The 19219-nt window shown below is 71.1% G+C and carries 19 protein-coding genes, 1 other RNA gene and 1 pseudogene; 16 read left to right on the forward strand and 5 right to left on the reverse strand.

Annotated features, from left to right (window positions below):
- The 6 genes and pseudogenes from IEY33_RS00005 to rnpB form a co-directional block, all read left to right on the forward strand.
- Positions 1–709, forward strand: a pseudogene (locus tag IEY33_RS00005) (ATP-dependent zinc metalloprotease FtsH); the annotation flags it as partial.
- Between the two features lie 6 nt (positions 710–715).
- Positions 716–1315, forward strand: coding sequence for a hypothetical protein (locus tag IEY33_RS00010; protein WP_188960204.1), 600 nt, complete (start codon positions 716–718; stop codon positions 1313–1315).
- An 89-nt stretch (positions 1316–1404) separates the two neighbouring features.
- Positions 1405–2604, forward strand: coding sequence for an MFS transporter (locus IEY33_RS00015; protein ID WP_229670628.1), 1200 nt, complete (start codon positions 1405–1407; stop codon positions 2602–2604).
- A gap of 74 nt (positions 2605–2678) precedes the next feature.
- A complete protein-coding gene (locus IEY33_RS00020; RefSeq protein ID WP_229670629.1) occupies positions 2679–3050 on the forward strand; it encodes a hypothetical protein in 372 nt (123 codons plus the stop codon).
- A complete protein-coding gene (locus IEY33_RS00025) occupies positions 3047–3808 on the forward strand; it encodes a pseudouridine synthase (protein ID WP_188960205.1) in 762 nt (253 codons plus the stop codon). The genes IEY33_RS00020 and IEY33_RS00025 overlap by 4 nt, the downstream gene beginning before the upstream one ends.
- 27 nt (positions 3809–3835) lie before the next feature.
- An RNA gene (gene rnpB / locus IEY33_RS00030) (RNase P RNA component class A) lies at positions 3836–4277 on the forward strand.
- Positions 4278–4335: 58 nt separating this feature from the next.
- Here rnpB and IEY33_RS00035 read toward each other — a convergent pair.
- Positions 4336–4743, reverse strand: a complete 408-nt coding sequence (locus tag IEY33_RS00035; protein WP_229670630.1) for a DUF423 domain-containing protein — start codon at positions 4741–4743, stop codon at positions 4336–4338.
- 486 nt (positions 4744–5229) lie between these two features.
- Here IEY33_RS00035 and mraZ point away from each other — a divergent pair, with 486 nt between their 5' ends.
- From mraZ to IEY33_RS00085, 10 genes are all read left to right on the forward strand, one after another.
- A complete protein-coding gene (gene mraZ, locus IEY33_RS00040; RefSeq protein WP_188960206.1) occupies positions 5230–5658 on the forward strand; it encodes a division/cell wall cluster transcriptional repressor MraZ in 429 nt (142 codons plus the stop codon).
- Between the two features lie 4 nt (positions 5659–5662).
- Positions 5663–6634 (forward strand): 16S rRNA (cytosine(1402)-N(4))-methyltransferase RsmH, encoded by a 972-nt coding sequence (gene rsmH, locus IEY33_RS00045; protein WP_188960207.1) that lies wholly within the window; start codon positions 5663–5665, stop codon positions 6632–6634.
- Positions 6631–7005, forward strand: a complete 375-nt coding sequence (locus IEY33_RS00050) for a cell division protein FtsL (protein WP_188960208.1) — start codon at positions 6631–6633, stop codon at positions 7003–7005. Before rsmH ends, IEY33_RS00050 begins: the two co-directional genes overlap by 4 nt.
- Positions 7006–7066: 61 nt before the next feature.
- Positions 7067–8413 (forward strand): peptidoglycan D,D-transpeptidase FtsI family protein, encoded by a 1347-nt coding sequence (locus IEY33_RS00055; protein WP_188960209.1) that lies wholly within the window; start codon positions 7067–7069, stop codon positions 8411–8413.
- 876 nt (positions 8414–9289) lie between these two features.
- Entirely contained in the window at positions 9290–9880 is a 591-nt protein-coding gene (locus IEY33_RS00060; RefSeq protein ID WP_229670632.1) for an RlpA-like double-psi beta-barrel domain-containing protein, read from the forward strand.
- 205 nt (positions 9881–10085) lie between these two features.
- Positions 10086–11246 carry an FtsX-like permease family protein gene (locus IEY33_RS00065; protein ID WP_229670722.1) on the forward strand — a complete coding sequence of 387 codons (1161 nt, stop codon included), beginning with the start codon at positions 10086–10088 and terminating at the stop codon, positions 11244–11246.
- A gap of 181 nt (positions 11247–11427) precedes the next feature.
- On the forward strand, positions 11428–12777 hold the full coding sequence (locus tag IEY33_RS00070; protein WP_188960211.1) for a S41 family peptidase: 1350 nt from the start codon (positions 11428–11430) through the stop codon (positions 12775–12777).
- Between the two features lie 127 nt (positions 12778–12904).
- Positions 12905–13996 (forward strand): agmatine deiminase family protein, encoded by a 1092-nt coding sequence (locus tag IEY33_RS00075; RefSeq protein ID WP_188960212.1) that lies wholly within the window; start codon positions 12905–12907, stop codon positions 13994–13996.
- Positions 13993–14883: an N-carbamoylputrescine amidase gene (aguB, locus tag IEY33_RS00080; RefSeq protein WP_188960213.1), complete on the forward strand. Its 891-nt coding sequence runs from the start codon at positions 13993–13995 to the stop codon at positions 14881–14883. Before IEY33_RS00075 ends, aguB begins: the two co-directional genes overlap by 4 nt.
- Positions 14884–14980: 97 nt before the next feature.
- Positions 14981–15511 (forward strand): hypothetical protein, encoded by a 531-nt coding sequence (locus IEY33_RS00085; RefSeq protein ID WP_188960214.1) that lies wholly within the window; start codon positions 14981–14983, stop codon positions 15509–15511.
- Between the two features lie 100 nt (positions 15512–15611).
- Here IEY33_RS00085 and IEY33_RS00090 read toward each other — a convergent pair whose 3' ends face one another.
- The 4 genes from IEY33_RS00090 to IEY33_RS00105 all read right to left on the reverse strand — a co-directional run bounded on the left by IEY33_RS00090 (position 15612) and on the right by IEY33_RS00105 (position 19213).
- The gene (locus tag IEY33_RS00090; protein WP_188960215.1) at positions 15612–15968 is read right to left on the reverse strand and encodes an antibiotic biosynthesis monooxygenase family protein; all 357 of its coding nucleotides are present in this window, start codon (positions 15966–15968) and stop codon (positions 15612–15614) included.
- A 64-nt stretch (positions 15969–16032) separates the two neighbouring features.
- A complete protein-coding gene (locus IEY33_RS00095) occupies positions 16033–16656 on the reverse strand; it encodes a thiamine diphosphokinase (protein ID WP_188960216.1) in 624 nt (207 codons plus the stop codon).
- Positions 16653–17609, reverse strand: a complete 957-nt coding sequence (locus tag IEY33_RS00100; RefSeq protein WP_229670633.1) for an ABC transporter ATP-binding protein — start codon at positions 17607–17609, stop codon at positions 16653–16655. Before IEY33_RS00100 ends, IEY33_RS00095 begins: the two co-directional genes overlap by 4 nt.
- A gap of 41 nt (positions 17610–17650) precedes the next feature.
- Positions 17651–19213 (reverse strand): ABC transporter permease, encoded by a 1563-nt coding sequence (locus tag IEY33_RS00105; protein ID WP_188960217.1) that lies wholly within the window; start codon positions 19211–19213, stop codon positions 17651–17653.
- Between the last annotated feature and the right edge of the window lie 6 nt (positions 19214–19219).

Consider the following 19219-nt stretch of genomic DNA (forward strand, 5'->3'; position numbering starts at 1 on the left):
CGAGGCGCGGGACCGGGTGCTGATGGGACCGGAACGGCGGAGCATGGTGATCAATGAAGCGGACCGGCGGGTGACGGCGTACCACGAGGTCGGTCACGCCCTCGTGGCGCAACTCCTCCCGCACGCCGACCGCATTCACAAGCTGACCGTCATTCCGCGCGGGCGGGCACTGGGCGCGGCCATGTACACGCCCGGCGACCAGATGCACATGACGCGCGAAGCGCTCATCGACCGCATCTGCGTGGCGCTGGCCGGGCAGGCGGCCGAGGAGGTCGTGCTGAACGTCATCAGTACCGGCGCACAGAGCGATTTCCAGCAGGCGACGGGCCTCGCGCGCCGCATGATCACCGAGTGGGGCATGAGTCCCCTCGGGAACCTCGCGCTCGTCACGGAGGGCGGCGGGTATCTCGGCGCGCCCGCCGAGTACGGGCAGTACAGCGAGCACACCGCCGTCCGCATCGACGAGGAACTGCTCGGCCTGCTCGGCACGCAGTACGCGCGCGCCAAGGCCCTGCTCGGCGAGCACCTGCACGTCATGCACCGCCTCGTGGACGCCCTGATGCTGCACGAGACGCTGTCGCTCGAACAGTTCGAGACGGTCGTGGAGGGCGGCCAGCTGCCCAGCCCGCTGCCTGGCGACCCGCCCGGCACGCCGGAGCGTGGCGGGGACACGCCCGGCATCGGCACCCTCAAGCCCGGCGGCGCCTGAAGGGCCGTGTACACCCTCCCGGAAACGCAGGCGCTGCCCGCCGCGCTCGTCGGCACGGAAAGCCAGCTCCTCGCGCGGCACGCGGACCTCGCCGCGCCCGCCTTCGTGATCCCCTCGACCTTCGAGGAGGCCTTCTACCGGCACAACAACCTGCCCGCGCAGCTCGCCGCGTTGTTCGCGCGCATCCAGCCCGCCCGCATCGACGAGGACGCCCTCGAACCGCTGTGCGGGCAGGCGCGTGCCCTGCTGCTCGGTGCGGCCCTCCTCGACGACAGCGTGCAGACCCTCTACCGCGCCCTGCGCAACGCGGGCCTCGACCAGGGGCCGCTGCACCTGCGCCGTCCCGGCCACGCGGCCACGCAGGCCGCACTCGCCCGCCCGCCCGGCACCGAGGTCCTGCACGCCCTGAAGCGCCTGTGGGCGGACGACTGGAGTTTCGGCGCGGTGCTCGCCCGCCTGGACGACACCGGCACCGTCGGCCTGGACGCCTCTCCCGCCCTGGTGCTGCGCGGTCCGCCCGGTCAGGCAGACGCGGCGCTCGCCCTGCAGCTCGGCTGCCGCGCCGCGCTCCGCAACGCGTACGGCCTGACGGGCCTGACCGCCTGACGCGCCCGACCACTCGCCGCGCCCGACTGCCCGCCGCACGTTTCTTCATCTGATGGGGGCGGCCCGCGCCGCGCGTCTACAGTGAGGCCGTGTCCACTCCGCCCACCGCCCGGCCCGCCCCGGCATGGATGCTTGCGGCCCTCGGCACCCTGGTGTTCCTGAACGTGTACGCCCCGCAGTCGCTGCTGCCGCTCCTCGCGCGCGACCTGAACGTCAGCGAGGTCGGCGCCGGGTCGGTGGTCGGCGCGACGACGCTCGCCATCGCACTCGTGTCGCCCCTGAGCGGCGCGGTCTCGGACGCGCTCGGGCGCCGCCGGGTCATCCTGATTGCGTTCCTGCTGCTCACGCTGCCTGCCCTGCTCGCCACGCAGGCGCACACGCTCGCCGCGCTGGACGCCGCGCGCTTCCTGCAGGGGCTCGTCATTCCGCTCGTGATGGTCAGCTGCACCGCGTACGCCGCCGAGGAGTACGCGGGGCCGGGCGTGGCGCGCGCCATCACCGCGTACGTGACCGGCACCGTCCTCGGCGGGTTCGCCGGACGCTTCCTGAGCGGCGTGACGGTGGACGCCGTGCACGACTGGCGCGCCGCGTTCTGGCTGCTGGCCGCCACCAACCTGCTCGGCGCGCTGCTCGCGCTCGCGCTGCCCGCCTCGCGGCACTTCCGGCCGGTGCGGGACCTGAGGGCCGTGCGCGCCGACCTGACGCTGCACCTGCACAACCGCGCGCTGCTCGGCACGCTCGCCGTGGGCTTCGTGCTGCTGTTCACGCTGGTGTCGGCCTTCACGTTCGTGGTCCTGCACCTTGCCGCGCCCCCGTACCGTCTGTCGAGCGCCGGGACGGGCGGTGTGTTCGCGGTGTACCTGCTGGGCGTCGTCATCACGCCGCTCGCGTCGCGCCTGATGGCGGTGCGCGGCAGCGTGCGGACCTTCACGGTCGGCGTCGCGTTCTCGCTGGCGGGGCTGGGCCTGACGCTGCTGCCGTCCCTGCCGTGGATCGTGGTGGGGCTCGCGCTCGCGTCGAGCGGCGTGTTCGTCGGGCAGGCGGCCGCGCTGAGCGCCGTGCAGGCCAGCGTCACGCGCGCCCGCAGCCTCGCGACGGGCCTGTACAACCTCGCGTACTACGGGGGAGGGGCGGCCGCCACCGTGATCGGCGGGCTCGCGTACGCGCGGGCCGGTTGGGCGGGCGCTGTCGCGTGCAGCGCCGTGGCCCTGCTGCTGTCGCTCGCGGTGGGCCTCGTCACGTGGCGGCACGCACCCGGCACGCCGGACGGCGACCCGCCCGCCCGCTGAACCCCGGTCCGTCCGGGTGGTCCGGTGCGCGTCCGCTTCCCGGTGGGGGAGGGGCGGCGTGTACACTGCGTCCTGTGTCGTCCGTTGCCCTGAGAACCACCTTCGTCCTGAATGCCCTGCTGTTCGTCCCGGCTGGCCTGCTCGTGTACTTCCTGCCGCTGGGGACGCTGGGCGTCAACCCACTGTGGCTGGGGCGGGTGGCGGGCGCGCTGCTGCTCGCGTGGGGCGTGTCGATGGCGTACGGCGCGTGGCGTCCCGTGGGGGCGGCCGTCGTGCAGTTCGTGACCGGCAACCTGCTGCTCGCCGCGACGCTCGTCCCGGCGGCCCTGCGCGCCTCCATGCCCGGCACGCTCCGCACCGCGCTCGTCGCGGTCGGCGTGGCGCTGGCCGTGCTGGCCGTCCTGGCGCTCGTGCTGCCGCGCCCCCGCACGGGAGACCTGCGGTGAGCGGCGAACCCGAACGCCTCCAGAAGTTCCTGGCGCGCAGCGGCGTCGCGTCGCGCCGCGCGGCGGAAGACCTCATCCGCTCCGGGCGCGTGAGCGTCAACGACCTGCCCGCCACGCTCGGCATGAGCGTCGGCCCGCAGGACGAGGTGCGCGTGGACGGCGAACTCATCGGCGGGCACGTGGAGCACGTCACGTACATGCTGTACAAGCGCCGCGGCGTCCTCACGACCGTCAGCGACGAGAAGGGCCGCCCCACCGTCCTCGACGGCTTCCGGGACGTGCCGGGCCTGCACCCCGTCGGTCGGCTCGACCGGGACTCCGAGGGCCTGCTGCTCCTCACCACCGACGGCGACCTCACGCTGCGCCTCACGCATCCCCGCTACGGGCACGAGAAGGTGTACCGCGCGTGGATCGACGGGGGCGCGCCGAGCGACGAGGTGCTGGACGCCCTGGAGGACGGCATCGAACTGGAGGACGGCGTGACCGCGCCCGCCCGCGTGGACCGCGCCGGGGTGGGCGTGTACGTCACCATCACCGAGGGCCGCAACCGGCAGGTGCGCCGCATGCTGGACGCCGTCGGGCACGCCGTCACGCGACTGGTGCGCGTCCGGGTGGGCGGCCTGTGGCTGGAGGACCTGCGGCCCGGCGAGGCCCGGCAGCTCGACGAGCGCGACCTGCACGACCTGCTGAACCCCGGCCTGGTGCCGGACAACGTCTGGGAACGCCGCGCGCGCCTCACCCGCGAACGCTGGGGCTGACGCTCCCACCCTGCTATACTCCCCTGCGCGGGAAGGAACGCGGTCGCGCGTCCGTTCTCCCTTCCGGGGGGCGTGCGTGAGGAAAGTCCGGGCACCGCAGGGCAGGATGCCAGCTAACGGCTGGGCGGCGAGCAAACGCCGGGAAGCAGGTTCGCTTCCCGGGACGGCGCGAAGCCGACGGAAAGTGCCACAGAAACCAGACCGCCGCGCCCGTTCACCGGAACCACACGGTGGGCGCGGTCAGGGTGAAACGGTGCGGTAAGAGCGCACCAGATTCCCTGGAGACAGGGAGTGCTGGTAAACCCCATCCGGTGCAAGACCCGACAGTGGAGGAGGGCGGCCCGCCCGTCGATTCCCAGGATGGTCGCAACGAGGTGAATGGCGACATTCATCCCAGATAGATGACCGTGACTGCCCGACGTTCTTCCGACGGCAGACACAGAACCCGGCTTATCACCTTCCCGTGCCAGCACGCGTGGCCCCACCTGACTCCAGGCGGGGCCACGCCGCATTTCATGCCGGTCCCTTCAGGGGGCACGGCGGCGCAGGTCGAGGATCACCTGCACCCAGCCTGCCAGCATCAGCACCCCGCCGATGGGCGTGACGGCGCCCAGCACCTTCACGCCGCTCAGGGCGAGGACATACAGGCTGAGGCTGAACACCAGCGTGCCCGCCAGGAGCAGTTTCGGGGCGCGCCTCCAGCCGTCCCGGTACGCGGGCAGGGCCGACAGGGCCAGCAGGGCGACCGCGTGGTACATCTGGTACCTCACGCCCGTCTCGAACACCTGCAGCAGGTCGGCGCTCAGGCTGGCCTTCAGGGCGTGCGCGCCGAAGGCACCCAGGGCCACGCCGGTCCCCGCGAGGACCGCGCCGGACACGGCGGTGCTCGGGTCGTGCCCGGGCGCCGGGGTGTGGGACTGGGCGGGGGCACTCACCGGCGGCCCCCGTGCGGGGTGCGGGTGGGGGCGTGGGGGGAGGAGAGGGTCACGCGCGTCATGCGGTCAGTGTAGGGGGGTGGGCGTGGGGGTTTGTCCCACCCGGCCCGCAGCGGGTGGCCGCGTGGGGTCTGGAGGCCCGCTGGGAGGGCATTCGTGCCTTCGTGGGTGCGTGCATGGGGCGCGGCGTTCACGGTCTCTTGCTGCGCCCCCGGAGGCCCCCGGTGGGAAAGTCGCCCACGATCGTGGGGATTGCGGGGAGAAATGTGGGAAATGGTGGTAAATCGTGGAAGGCTTTGTTACACTCCTCGCAATGGCTGCAGCGCGTCATGCCGAATGTTTTCGGCGGTCGTGCCGCGTCCCGGCCGCCTCCGCGGAGGTGGGTCCGGGTGGGAACACCACGGGCCGGTCCGGGCAGACAGGCGCAGGTGAGCGGGAGGGGAACGGCATGCCGGGACAGGTGCCGCTCCGGAGGAAAGGGGAGACTTGCCGTTTGGAGAATATCCGTACTCGATCGACGACAAGGGGCGCGTGGTCGTACCGCCTCCCTTCCGTGATTTCGTCGAGGACGGCATGATTCTCACGCGCGGCATGGAAGGCTGCCTGTACATCTTCCCGCTGGCCGCGTGGAAGCGCGTCGAGGAACAGCTGGAGCAGCTTCCGCTGACGGACGCCAGTTCCCGCGCCTTCGTGCGCTTCTTCTACAGCGGCGCCAGCAAGTCCCGCCTCGACGCGCAGAGCCGCGTGTCCGTCCCGCAGCCCCTGCGGACCTTCGCGGACCTGGGCACGGACGTGGTCGTGGCGGGCGCGCCCGGACGCCTGGAACTCTGGAACCCGGCCCGCTGGGACGCCGCCATCCTCGCCGTGCAGCAGGACCCGCCGCACCCCGAACTGCTCGCCAACTTCATCGCGTGAACCCATGACCGACACCCCCGACCTGACCCACATCCCCGTCCTCGCCACCGAGGTCCTCGAAGCCCTGCTGCCCGCCGAGGGCAAGACCATCGTGGACGGCACGCTCGGCGGGGCGGGCCACACCCGCCTGCTCCTGACGGGCGGCGCGCGCGTCATCGGCATCGACCAGGACCCCTACGCGCTCGGCCGGGTGGGGGCGCTGAACCTGCCGGGCCTGACGCTCGTGCAGGGCAACTACCGCGACATGGACACCCTGCTGCCCGCCATCGGCGTGACGCAGGTGGACGGCGTGCTGCTCGACATCGGCGTGTCCAGCTTCCAGCTCGACGACGCTCAGCGCGGTTTCAGCTACCACACCGAGGCGCCGCTCGACATGCGCATGAGTCAGAGCGGCCCCTCCGCCGCCGACATCGTGAACACCCTGGAGGTCGAGGAGCTCGCGGGCATCATCTACGAGTACGGCGAGGAACGCCACTCGCGCCGCATCGCGCGCGGCATCGTCGCCGCCCGCGAGGACAGCCCCATCCTGACCACCACACGCCTCGCGGAAGTCATCAAGCGGGCGTACCCGGGCGGTCACGCGCGCGGCATCCACCCGGCACGCCGGACCTTCCAGGCGCTGCGCATCCACGTGAACGACGAACTCGGCGCGCTCCGCAGCGGCCTGGACGCGGCCGCGTCGCTGCTCGCGCCGGGCGGACGGCTCGCCGTGATCAGCTTCCACAGCCTGGAGGACCGCATCGTGAAACGCTGGATGAAGCTCCGCTCCGGGCAGATCGAAGCGAAGTGGGGCAACCGGGACGAGGACCGCGAGGACGCCCCGCCCGTCGTGACGCACGCCGGTCCCGTCCTGCGCCCCCTGCACAAGCGCCCGCTGGAGGCGACCGAGGAGGAACAGGAACGCAACCCGCGCGCCCGCAGCGCGAAACTGCGCGTCGCGGAACGCGTGCCGGACGCGGAGGTGACCGCCCCGTGACCGCGTCCGTGCCGGACCCGCAGGTGCAGGCGCTGTGGCGTGCCCGCGCCCTGCGCTACGTCATGATCTACGTCCTGATGGCCTGCGTGCTCGTGGTGCTGCGCTACCAGACGCAGGCGATCTACCCGCACCTGCGCGACCTGCGCGCCACCCGGACCGAACTGCAGCGCCAGCAGAACGAACTGAGCCTCACCGTGCAGACCCTCACCAGCGAGCAACGCATCCGCGCGTGGGCCATCGCGGACGGCATGGTGCCGTACGCGCAGGCCAGCAAGGAACGCCAGAAACTCCCGCCCGCCCTCGCGCCCGTCCCGCCGCCGCCCGCCACACCGCTCCCTGCCACCCTCACGGTCCGGACGGTCTGGAAGTGACCCGCCGCCCCGCCGCACCCCTGCCTGAACCTCAACCTGCTGCACGCCCGGGGGCCCTGTCATGGAAATAAAGATTCGTCTGCGTTCGAGGGTCATGCAGTTCGTGGCCCTGATGGCCTTCTGCACGCTCGTGTGGGCGTACGCGCAACTGGAGTGGGGCCTGCCGCAGGGCGTGCGCCGCGCGGTCCTGCAGGTGCGCGGCAGCATCGTGACCGAGGACGGCTCGGTGCTGGCGCGCACCGTGGGCGGCAAGCGCGTGTACCCGAACGGGCCGCTCGCCGGGCAGCTGCTCGGCATGATGGGCGACACCAACGGCCTGGAGGGCCTGGAAGCCGCGTACGACTCGCGCCTCTCGGCAGGCCAGAAGGTCACGCTCACCATCGACCCGGCCATCCAGGCGGCCGCCGAGAGCGTCCTGAAAGGCGCGGTTCTCGAACACCGCGCGGAGTACGGCTCGGTCGTCGCCATCGAGACGAAGACCGGCAAGATCCTGGCGAGCGCCACGTACCCCGCCTTCGACCCGAACAGCTGGAAGGGTCAGGATCCGGCCGTGTGGCGCAACCGCGCCTTCCTGGACCGCTTCGAGCCCGGCTCGACTATCAAGGGCCTCGTGGTGGCCGCCGCCATCCAGGAGGGCCTGACCAGCCCCAACACCCTTTACAACACCCCCATGAGCCGCTGGGTCGGAACGCGCCGCGTGGGCGCCACCATTCACGACGCCGTGCCGCACCCCGGCTCCCTCACCACCAAGCAGGTCCTGCGCTACAGCAGCAACGTCGGCATGTCTCACATCGTGGAGCACTTCCCGAACCAGAAGCTGTACGATTACCTCTCCGCGTACGGGTTCGGGGAAGACACGCCCATCCCCACTGTCCGCACCGCGAGCGGCATGCTGCAGCCTGTCGCCCGCTGGGACGACGTGGTCCGCACCACCAACGCCTTCGGGCAGGGCATGAGCGCCACGACGCTGCAGCTGGCCACGGCGTACAACGCGCTCGCGAACGACGGCCTGTACGTCGCGCCGAGGCTCGTGGTGGGCGAGGCGCAGCCGCAGGGCCGCGAGATCGTGTCCGCGCAGACGGCCCGCACCACGCGCGAACTGCTGCACGCCGTCATCAGCGAGGGCATTCCCGGCGCGGCGGGCATCAAGGGGTACGCGCTGGCAGGCAAGACCGGCACGGCGCAGGTGGTGGTGGACGGCAAGTACAGTTCGACCATCTACGACAGCGTGTTCGCGGGGTTCTTCCCGTCGGACCGGCCTCGGGTGACGCTGGCCGTCATGGTGCACGGGGCGAAGGAGCGGTACCACGGGTCGATGCTGGCCGCGCCGATCTACCGTGACGTGGCGGCGGCGATCATCTCGAAGTGGGCGGAGCCGCCCGTGCCGGAGGCCGTCACGTCGCCCTGACGCGTCACGCTGTTCTGCCCCTCTGCCTGTTGACCGCCCGGACCTGTTCCGGGCGGTTCGCTGTTGTGGGTCCGGCAGTGTTCGGGCCGCTGCGGGTGACGGTGTTCACGTGGGTGCGCGTCGGTGAAGGCGGTGCGGGTTCACGTTCCACATCCGGGGAGGGGGTGGCCGGGGTGTGCGCCGCGTTCCGGTGAGACTCTCATCAGACAGACCCCAAAGATGAGTATTCAGTGATAGCCGGTACATCTTGGCGGGCCGTGCCGGGGGGGGACTGCAACCGATCCTTCAATATGCTGTCAACAAATCTCGCCTGGGCCACAAAGTCCGGCTGTTTTTGGGCGAGCTGCCCCCCGATCTGCCGGTATCTGACGATCCCACTCAAAAAATAATGAGAAACTAAATGAGACGATTAGAACTTGGCTCATAAAATATTTGCGTCTGAAACGGCATAAAACACTGTAATAAAGAAAAATTAAAGAAGCATGACAAAAAACTATGAGAATAAAAAACTGCAAAACTCAAAAACAACTCACGAGGGGTCCATAAGCTTTGGTCACTCGGGCCCACACGGACCGAAGTTCACCGGGCGACCAGCCGGAAGTCTGGCGACAGTACGAAGACAGGTTCCCGCCCCACCACGGGCCAGCGAGCGAACCGCAAGACCGTTCCTTTCCCTCTTCGTCTCCTGACACCACCCTCACCACCCGCCACCTTTACGGTCGTGCGTGCGCCCCCCGGAACACCGGAGCGGGCCGTGGTTGAGACGGGAGAGTTGCAGGTTCCTCACCGTTTGTCATCTGTGAGTGGCGCTTCCCCCTTTCAACGTCACCGCGTCCATGCGGGATCCGGGCCGAAGCGCCTATCCACTGGAGTTCCATGTCAAGAATCGCACGACCGGGCCGCACCACCGCCCAGAACCGCAGCAGCACGTCCACCCTCACGGCCCTCCTCGCGCTGCTCCTCGGCACGTTCCTCACCGGCGCCCTCGCCACGCCCGCCCTGCCCAGCTCCGCCGTCGCCGCGCAGGCCGTCAAGAGCGCCCTGATCGCGAAGGCGCCCGCCAAGACCGCCAGCAGCGCCGCCAGCACCCGCGCGCAGGGCGTCACCAAAGCCGCCAGCAGCGCCGCGCCGCGCAGCACCGGCCGCAGCGCCGTCGTGCACTCCACCGCGTACAACAGCACGCCCGGCCAGACCGACGCCACGCCGTACATCACCGCGACCGGTACCCGCGTCCGCTCCGGCGTCGTCGCCCTGAGCCGCGACCTGCTCGCCCGCTTCCCGTACGGCACGCGCATCACCATCGAGGACCTCAGCGGACGCTACTCCAGCTACCTGCGCGGCCGTGTCTTCGTGGTCGAGGACACCATGCACCCCCGCATCGGCAACACCGTCGACGTCTGGATGGGCAGCCGCAGCGAAGCGCTCGCCTGGGGCAGCCGCAACATCCGCATCACCGCCGTCCAGTAATCTCGCTTCGGGAGCACCACCGACCCGGCCATTCCCGTACAGGGATGGCCGGGTCCGCCATTGGACCGGCCCGGGAAGAGGCCACGGGCCGGGCTCACGGAGGGGTGCGCTATGCTCGGCGGACGTGAGCACGCCCACCCCACCGGCCCGCACCCCCCCAGCCACCCCACCGCCCCCCCCTGCGGCCACCGGCGCGGCGGGCCGCGTGCCGAGCCTCGCGCGGGTCCTGAGCCGCGCGCACCTGCGGCACCGCCGCGCGCAGAACGCCATCACCGTCCTCGGGATCGCGGTGGGCGTCATGGTGCTCATCGCGGCCCTGAGCCTCACGAACGGCTTCACCCGCTCCCTGATCGACGCGACCCTGCGTGCCAGCCCGCACCTGACGCTCACGGGCTTCGTGCCGCAGCCGCGCGACCCGAAGCTCGAAGCGGCCCTCAAGGCCGATCCGGACGTGCTGGCCTTCACCCCCTTCCTGGCCGACAAGGGCCTCGTCACGCGGCCCGCCAGTCAGGGACGCGGGGCGGGCGTGGACTTCGCGACGCTGTTCGCCGTGCAGCCCAGCGCCGCGCAGGTCCTGCAGCTCGCGGACGCCGAAACCCGCACCCTTGACACCCTGAAAGACGGGCAGATCATGCTCGGCAGCAGCCTCGCGCAGAGCGTCGGCGCGTACGGGCACGAACCGCTGCGCCTGCTGAACAGCCAGCAGCGCCGCGTGACGCTGGACCTCGCGGGCGTCTTCCACACCGGCAACTACCTGATCGACTCTGCGTACGCCTTCACCACCCTGCACACCCTGCAGACCCTGCAGGGCACGCAGAACATCACCGGGTACCAGCTGCGCCTGCGCGACCCGAACAGTGCGCCCGCCGTCGGCGCGCGCCTCACGCGCAGCCGCACGTACAGCAGCATTCCCTGGCAGAACCTGTACGGCACCCTGATCGACCAGCTGGCCCTGCAGAAGAAGGTCATCGGGTTCGTGGTGTTCCTGATCGTGGTCGTGGCGGCCTTCGGCATCGCGAACGTCCTCACGCTCACCGTGTTCGAGAAGACGCAGGAGATCGCGATCCTGCGCGCCATCGGCGCGAGCAGCCGCGACATCCTCGGCATCTTCCTGACGGAGGGGCTGGTGCTGGGGCTCGCCGGACTGCTGCTCGGCGACCTGCTGGGCCTGGGCATCGCGGCGTACTTCACGTGGCGGCCCTTCCAGCTGCCCGGCGACCTGTACTTCATCTCGGCCCTGCCGGTCGAGGTGCGCTTCACGGACATCCTGTGGGTGAACGTGGTGGGTCTCAGCACCACGCTCATCGCGGCGCTGCTGCCCGCCCGGCGCGCGGCCGCCATCGAACCAGCCCGCATCATCCGCTGAAGCGCCCGGCCCTGCTGCACTCCACACCACCGCGTCCAACTGCAGCGCGCGTGACCGGGTCGTGCACGCCGGGACGCCCGCGCCGAAACTGCGCTCCCGGGCACCGTTCCCCCCCGACCGGGGGGAGTGCGTGCGTGCCTTCCCACCGTGTTTTCTCACCGCGCCGCCCTATCCTGCGCGCATGAAGATCAACAAGAGCTTCCTCGTCGCGGGCGCCCTCGCGGCCACCGCAGCGGTCGGGTACGCCCAGATGAACGGCTACACCCAGCAGGGCCTCCCCAACACCAAAACCGCGCAGACCTTCCTGCAGGTCTACGACGCCATCAACCAGCTGTACCTCACCAAACCCGACGACAACAAACTCCTGCAGGGCGCCATCAACGGCATGATCGCCTCGCTCGACGACCCCTTCACGTACTACAGCCAGCCGGAAGACAACGCCGTCGACACGCAGAACCTCGCCGGGCAGTTCTACGGGATCGGCGTGCAGCTCACCGCCGCGAACGCCGACGGCACGGGCGGCAAGGTCGACACGGTCTTCAAGGTCGGCGCGGCCGCGCAGGCGGGCGTACAGGCAGGCGACACCTTCCTGAAGGTCGGGGACAAGGACGTCACGACCGCCAAACTGAACGACATCGTGAAACTCATCCGCGGCGAGAAAGGCACCCAGGTCACCATCACCTTCGGGCGGGGCGGGGCGGGGTCCGGTGCGGGCGGGAACACGCAGGCGTCCACGTACAGCGTCACCATGGAGCGCCAGCCGGTCACGATCGTGTCGGTCGAGCAGACGATCCTGCCCGGCAACGTCGGGTACATCGCGCTCAACACCTTCTACAACGAGAAGGTCAACGAGCAGTTCCAGGCGGCCGTGGCCGACATGAAGAAGAAAGGCGTGCAGAAGCTCGTGCTGGACCTGCGCGACAACGGCGGCGGCCTGCTGAACAGCGGCATCTTCGTCGCCGACCGGTTCCTGCAGAGCGGCAAGATCGTCTCTGTCCGCGACCGCAGCGGCAAGACCGACGTGATCGGGCAGGCGAAGAAGGACGCGAGCGACTACACCGGGCAGCTGGTCGTGCTGATCAACAAGAACAGCGCCAGCGCCAGCGAGATCGTCGCCGGGGCACTGCAGGACAGCAAGCGCGCGCAGATCGTGGGCGAGCAGAGCTTCGGGAAGGGCGTCGGTCAGCAGGTCGTGAGCACCATCGACGGGGGCCGCGTCGCCGTCGTGAACTTCACGTGGATCACCCCGGACGGTCACGAGATCCAGAAGAAAGGCATCACGCCCGACGTGAAGGTCGAGGACACCCGCCGCCCCACGCCCCTGAACTTCAGCGGCAGCGGCGTCCCCGCCGGCACGAAACTGACGGTGCAGGTGGACGGCAAGCCGGTCGAGGTGACGGCCGACAAGGACGGCAAGTTCACGTACACGGGCGCCATCGCCCGCCCCGTCACGAGCGCCACGCAGGGCGAAGCGGTCGTGGACCTCAAGACGGACGCCGAACTGCAGAAGGCCCTCACCCTCTTCAAGTAAGCGGGTGGTGAAGGCGGGGCCGGGCATGTCCACGTGGGCGCCCGGCCCCTTCGCCCTGCCGTGCGCGGCTTGCGTGAAGGTGGCCGTCCCGCCGTTTTCCTGACGCTTCCCGTCTATCATGCCGTGCATGCAGCACCTCACCCCTCAGGACCCCACGCCGGACAGCCTCGGCTTCCGCATGCCGCCCGAATGGGCGCCCCACGCCGCCACCTGGATGAGCTGGCCCGCCGACGACGACCTGTGGTTCGGGCAGCTCGCGCCGGTCCGTGCCGAGTACGCCGAACTCGTCCGGACCGTCGCGCGTTACGAGCGCGTGGACCTGCTCGTGCGCGACGAGGAGAGCGAACGCGACGCCCGCGCCCGCCTGGGCTTGGGCGCGCAGGACGCGGAGCTGAACGTGCGCCTGCACCGCGTGCCGCTCGACGACGTATGGGTCCGCGACAACGGCCCGATCTTCGTGCAGGGCGAGGCGCAGGAACTCGCGCTCACCAACTGGAAGTTCAACGCGTGGGGCGGCAAGTTCGAGTGGCAGCACGACGACCTCGTGCCGGAACACGTCGCGTCCACCCTGCAGATGACGCACTGGGACCTGCCGGTCGTGCTGGAAGGCGGCGCCGTCGAGGTGAACGGGGACGGCGTGGCGCTTGTCACGCGCTCCTGCCTGCTCACCCCGACCCGCAACCCGCACCTGAACGAGGAACGCTACGCGGAACTCCTGCAGCGCTACCTCGGCGTGCAGCGCCTCCTGTGGCTGGACGGCGGCCTGGAGAACGACCACACCGACGGGCACATCGACACCATCACGCGCTTCACGGACGCCCGCACCATCGTCACCAGCGTCGAAGCGGACCCATCCGACCCGAACCACGCCGTCATGAACGCCAACCTGCACGCGCTGCGCGGCATGACGGACCGGCACGGCCAGCCGTTCCGCGTCGTCGAACTCCCCCTGCCCGCCCTGCGCCTCGAAGGGCCGGAAGGCCGCCTGCCGCCCACCTACGCGAACTTCTACATCGGGAACGGCTTCGTGGCCGTCCCGCAGTACGGCGACCCGAACGACCAGCAGGCCCTCGACATCCTCGCGCCGCTCTTCCCGGACCGCGACGTGATCGGCCTGCAGAGCCGCGCCATCATCACGGGCGGCGGCAGCTTCCACTGTATGACGCAGCAGCAGCCCGAAGGCACCCCCTGGACGGGCCTCAAGGAGGACCACGCATGAAACGAGTCGATCAGGCCACCCTCGCCGTCATCCAGATGCACATGACGGCCGACCTGCAGGACAACCTCACGCGCGCCGAAGCGCACGTCCGCGACGCCGCCCGGCGCGGCGCGCAGGTCATCCTGCTGCCGGAACTGTTCGAGAACCTGTACTTCTGCCAGACGGAACGCGAGGAGTACTTTGAACTCGCGCACCCCGTGGACGGCCACCCCTTCCTCGGCCGCTTCCGGAACCTCGCGCAGGAGTTCGGCGTGGTGCTGCCCGTCAGCTTCTTCGAGGCGGCCGGGCAGGCGTACTACAACTCGCTCGCCACCATCGACGCGACCGGCGAACTGCTCGGCGTGTACCGCAAGAGCCACATTCCCGACGGTCCCGGCTACGAGGAGAAGTACTACTTCAACCCCGGCGACACCGGCTTCAAGGTGTGGGACACCCGGCACGGCCGCGTCGGTGTGGGCATCTGCTGGGATCAGTGGTACCCCGAGACGGCGCGCGCCATGATGCTGCTCGGCGCGGACTTCCTGCTGTACCCGACCGCCATCGGCAGCGAACCGGCCGAGGTGGAAACCCCGAACAGCTACCAGATGTGGCAGCGCGCCATGGTCGGACACGCCGTCAGCAACAGCAGTTACGTCGGCGCGGCCAACCGCGTCGGCACGGAGACCGTGGAGGGCCTGGAGCAGACGTACTACGGGCACGCGTTCATCGCCGACTACACCGGCGAACTGATCGAGGAGTTCGGCAGCGGCGACGAGGGGTCCCTCGTGCACACCCTGGACCTCGCCGCCGCCCGCCGCTTCCGCGCGGGCATGGGCTTCTTCCGGGATCGCCGACCCGACCTGTACGGTCCCCTGATGACGCTGGACGGCAGCGTCCGGCGCGGCTGAACCGCAGCGGGCAACCTCAAGGCTTCCTGACCCTTTCCCTAAGGCCCCTTGGGGCGCCTCGCAGACACCCGGACGGACCGTGAGGGACACTGAACCCATGTTCGAGAACGTGAAGCAGAGTGTGCAGGACGCCGCCGACACCATCGGCGAACGCGTGCAGGAACGCAAGGCCGACATGAAGTTCGACGCCCGCCTGAAAGCCATCGAACGGAACGTCGCGCACGTCGACACCCGCCTCGACGCGCTCGGCAAGCGCTTCCCGCGCCAGCAGCGCCGCTTCCCGGTCGGCCTCGTGCTCGTCGCCGGGATCGGCTACGCCCTGTACAACCCCCGCACCCGCGCCCGCCTCACCGACCTGATCGGCCAGGTGAGCCCCAGCGCCCGCGACGCCCTGAACGACATGCTCGGCCGCGCAGGTGAAGCCGCGCAGGACGTCAAGGATGGCCGCGACCCCCAGGCCGCCGTCAAGGACGCCGCGCAGGACATCGCGCACACCGCCTCCCGCCACGCCGACGCCGTGAAACGCGACGTGCGCGACGCCACCAGCGAAGCCGCCGACCGGGCGAGCGACACCGTGGACCGCCTCGCGGACCGCGCGCAGGACAAACTCAACGACCTGAAGCACTGACACGCGCAGGGCAGCAGAAGGGAAGGGCCACACCGTAGCAGTGTGGCCCTCCCTCGTTCGGTCCGGCAGGCACGTTCTGCGGCGCCTGCCGGAAGCCGGTTCAGTGCCCGCCGAGGGGTTTGCCGCGCGGTTCGGGTTTCAGGTCGGGCCGGGCGGAGTCCTGCAGCACCTCGTGCAGTTCCAGTCTGTTCGGTCCGCTGAACGCCTCCTTCGGCAGGGTGCCGCTGCGGGCGTGCCCCTGCACGAACGCGTCGGAGCGCGTCCACGCGTCGAAGTGCTCGCGGCTCTCCCAGACGGTCAGCACGATGTACGGATCGTCTGGCGTGGTGGGGCGCAGCACCTGATTGCTGACGAAGCCCGGCATGTCGTCCACCATGCGGGCGCGGTTCTGGAAGCGTTCCTCGAACTGCTCGGCGTAGTCCGGGTTGACGGCGATGCGGTTCATGACCGTGATCATGCGGTTCCTCCTGTGGCCGGTGGCCTCCTCCATGGTCGTGCAGGAACGTGAGAACGCGCCCCGTTCACGGCGCGTCTTCGATGACCGTGACGAGGGCCGTGCCGGACGCGAGGGTCAGCGTGACCGGGCCGCCCGCGCCCTCGTTGCTGACGGTGAGGCCGCTGCCGAGCGGGACGTGGGCGTCCGTCAGGGGCCAGCGCGCGCCGCGGATGCCGAGGCCCGTCAGGGGGCTGGCGGCGAGCACGCTGAAGGTCTGCCCGGCCCGCAGTTGAAGCGTGACGGCGGCGTGCGGGAGGAGCGGCTGGCCCCACTCGTCGCCGCTGTGCAGCAGGGTGGGCAGGCCCTCCTGCGCGAGCCGGACCGCGCCGAGCGTGAGGGCGAAGGTGTGGTCGAAGCGCCCGCCGAAGGCGCCCATGAGGGTCAGGCGGGTCGCGCCGGCCTCGCGGGCGAGCGTGACGGCCAGCTCGGCGTCGGTGCTGGCCTTGGCGCGCGGGTGAACGATGCGCGGCGTGCGGAGCGTCAGGTCGTCCGAACTGTCGAAGTCGCCCACCCAGGTCGTGATGGGCACGCCGAGCGTCGCCGCGTGCCGTGCCCCGCCGTCCGCGGCGATCACGAGGTCCGGACGTTCCAGGTGCGCGAGGGCCTGCGTGACGACGAGGCGGCCCCCGACGAGCACCCAGGCGTTCACGCGCGGTCCTCGGGGAGCAGCAGGCACGCGCCGCGCTGCACCTCGGCCTGAAGGACCGTTCCGGCGTCCGTGACCTGCAGGTGGGCGGCCTCGCGCGGGCTGAGCGTCAGGTGCAGCGGCCCGAGCGTGTACGCGAGCGTGACGTGCACCCCGGCGGCGTCCGGCGTGGCCTGCAGGACCGGCCACGCCTCTCCCGCGCCGAGCGTCACGGCGCGTTCCGGCACGAGGAGCGTCCCGCCCTCCTGCGGGTACAGGTTCCGCTCGCCGAGGAACGCGGCCGCCCACGCCCCGCTGGGCCGCGCGAACACGTCCGCCGCGCTTCCCACCTGCACGACGCTCCCGCCGCGCATGAGGGCCACGCGGTCCGCGAGGGCCAGCGCCTCCCGCTGGTCGTGCGTGACGAGCAGCACACCCGCACCCTCCTCGCGGAACAGGGTGCGGAGCTGCGCGCGCAGCGAGGCGCGCAGCTGCTCGTCGAGGTTGCTGAGCGGCTCGTCGAGCAGCAGCAGGGCGGGCCGGGGGGCCAGGGCGCGCGCGAGCGCCACCCGCTGCGCCTGCCCGCCCGACAGTTCGTGCGGCTTTCGCGCCGCGAGGTCCGCGAGGCCCACGCGGTCCAGGACGGCGGCGGCCCGTTCGCGCGCGGCCGTGCGGGGCGCGCCGCGCATCCGGGGGCCGTACGCGACGTTGTCGAGGACCGTCAGGTGCGGGAAGAGCGCGTAATCCTGAAACACCAGGCTCAGGCCCCGCGCTTCCGGCGGGCTGGCCGTCACGTCCTGCCCGTGCAGCAGCACGCGGCCCGCGTCCGGCCGGTCGAGACCCGCCACGACGCGCAGCAGCGTGCTCTTGCCGCAGCCGGACGGGCCGAGCAGCGCGAGCGTCTCGCCCGCCCGCACCTCCAGCGTCACGTCCCGCACGGCAGGCACCGGGCCGTAGGAGCGGCGCACGCCCTGCACGGCGAGCAGGGGAGCGGGGTGGGCCGGTTCTGGTGGGGTGTTCAGGTGACTTCTCCTTTGCCGCCGTCCAGCACGCTGAACACCGTCAGGGCGAGCAGCATCAGCAGCGTGGCGAGCGCGCACGCCTCACCGAGATTCTGCTCGCCGGGACGCCCGAGGCGCTCGTACATCCCGGTGCTCAGCGTCGCCCACTCGGGCCGCGTGAGGACGAGCGTGGCCGCGAACTCGCCCAGCACCGTCGCGAGCGACAGGGCCGCCCCGCCCCGCAGGGCCGGAAGCGTGAGCGGCAGCAGTACGCTGCGCCACACGCCCGCGCGCGCCGCACCGAGCGTGCGGGCCGCCTCCGGCACGTGCGGCGGCACGGCCCGCAGGGCAGGCAGCACGCTCCGCACGACGAGCGGCGTGGCGAGCAGGCTGTACGCCGCGATCAGCAGCGGCAGCTGCGCCCGCAGCGACGGGTACAGGATCAGGTACCCGACCGCGAGACTCACGGGCGACACCATCAGCGGCAGCAGGCTCAGCACGTCCAGCAGCCGGGAGCGCGTGACGTACGTGGCGACGGCATGCAGCAGGCCGAGCAGCACCGACGCGGCCAGCGTCAGCCCCGCAAAGCGCAGGGTGTTGCCGAGCAGCAACCCCACGCCCGGATCGCTGGCCTGCAGCAGGCCCGTCCAGAACGCCGTCGTCCACCCGGCGCGGCCCGTGACGCTGCGCACGGCGACCGCGACGAGCGGTGCGAAGCACAGCAGCAGCACCGTGACTGTCAGGCCGTACGTGGCGAGGGCCGCCCAGCCGGTCGGGCGCGGCAGGTCCCGCGCGACCGGGACGCCGCCGCCCGCCGCGCGCCCCAGGCGCAGGTACAGCAGCGTGGCGAGCAGCGTCACGGCCAGCTGCACCAGGATCAGCGCGCTCGCTTCGGGGAGGCGCAACTCGTACGCGGTGAGCGTGTAGATCTCCACCTCCAGCGTCGCGTACCGTTCGCCGCCCAGCAGCAGCGGCAGGCCGAAACTCAGGGCGCTGTACAGGAACACCAGCACCGCGCCCGCCGCGAGGCCCGGCCACGCGAGCGGCAGCGACACCTGCAGCGCCGCGCGCACGCCGCCCGCGCCGAGCGTGCGGGCCGCCGCGTTCAGGTTCGGTGGGACGCGCAGGAAGCCCGCGTACCCCAGCCGCACCATGAGCGGCAGGTTGAAGAACAGGTTCCCGAGCAGGATCAGGGCGGGCGTCTCGGACAGGTCCAGGCCCGTCAGGCCGCGCGGCCCGAACAGGCTCAGCAGGCCCAGCGCGGCCACCAGCGTCGGCGTGACGAACGGCAGCAGCAGCAGGCGCAGCAGCGCCGCCTTGCCGGGCAGGTGGTACCGGGCCAGCAGGTACGCGAGCGGCCCGCCCAGCGCCAGCGCCAGCAGCGCCGTGAGGGTCGCCTGCCAGAAGGTCCAAGCGAGCCGCGCCTGAAAGTACCCCTCGCCCAGAATGCCGAGCCGCGCGCCGCCCAGCGCCAGCACGCGCAGCAGCGGCAGCAGCAGGAACGCCAGCAGGAACGCGAGCGGCACGGCCGCGAGTGCCCACCCTCGCCACGCCCGCCCGCCCGCGTTCCGGCCCGTCACGTCCCG

Source organism: Deinococcus aquiradiocola, assembly GCF_014646915.1.
Taxonomy (GTDB): Bacteria; Deinococcota; Deinococci; order Deinococcales; family Deinococcaceae; genus Deinococcus; species Deinococcus aquiradiocola.

Excerpts from the sequence above, each read along its gene's own strand:
- rsmH (WP_188960207.1), top strand. The coding sequence starts at position 5,663 with ATGACCGACACCCCCGACCTGACCCACATCCCCGTCCTCGCCACCGAG.
- IEY33_RS00055 (WP_188960209.1), top strand. The coding sequence starts at position 7,067 with ATGGAAATAAAGATTCGTCTGCGTTCGAGGGTCATGCAGTTCGTGGCC.
- IEY33_RS00060 (WP_229670632.1), top strand. The coding sequence starts at position 9,290 with ATGTCAAGAATCGCACGACCGGGCCGCACCACCGCCCAGAACCGCAGC.
- IEY33_RS00070 (WP_188960211.1), top strand. The coding sequence starts at position 11,428 with ATGAAGATCAACAAGAGCTTCCTCGTCGCGGGCGCCCTCGCGGCCACC.
- IEY33_RS00075 (WP_188960212.1), top strand. The coding sequence starts at position 12,905 with ATGCAGCACCTCACCCCTCAGGACCCCACGCCGGACAGCCTCGGCTTC.
- aguB (WP_188960213.1), top strand. The coding sequence starts at position 13,993 with ATGAAACGAGTCGATCAGGCCACCCTCGCCGTCATCCAGATGCACATG.
- IEY33_RS00085 (WP_188960214.1), top strand. The coding sequence starts at position 14,981 with ATGTTCGAGAACGTGAAGCAGAGTGTGCAGGACGCCGCCGACACCATC.
- IEY33_RS00090 (WP_188960215.1), bottom strand. The coding sequence starts at position 15,968 with ATGATCACGGTCATGAACCGCATCGCCGTCAACCCGGACTACGCCGAG.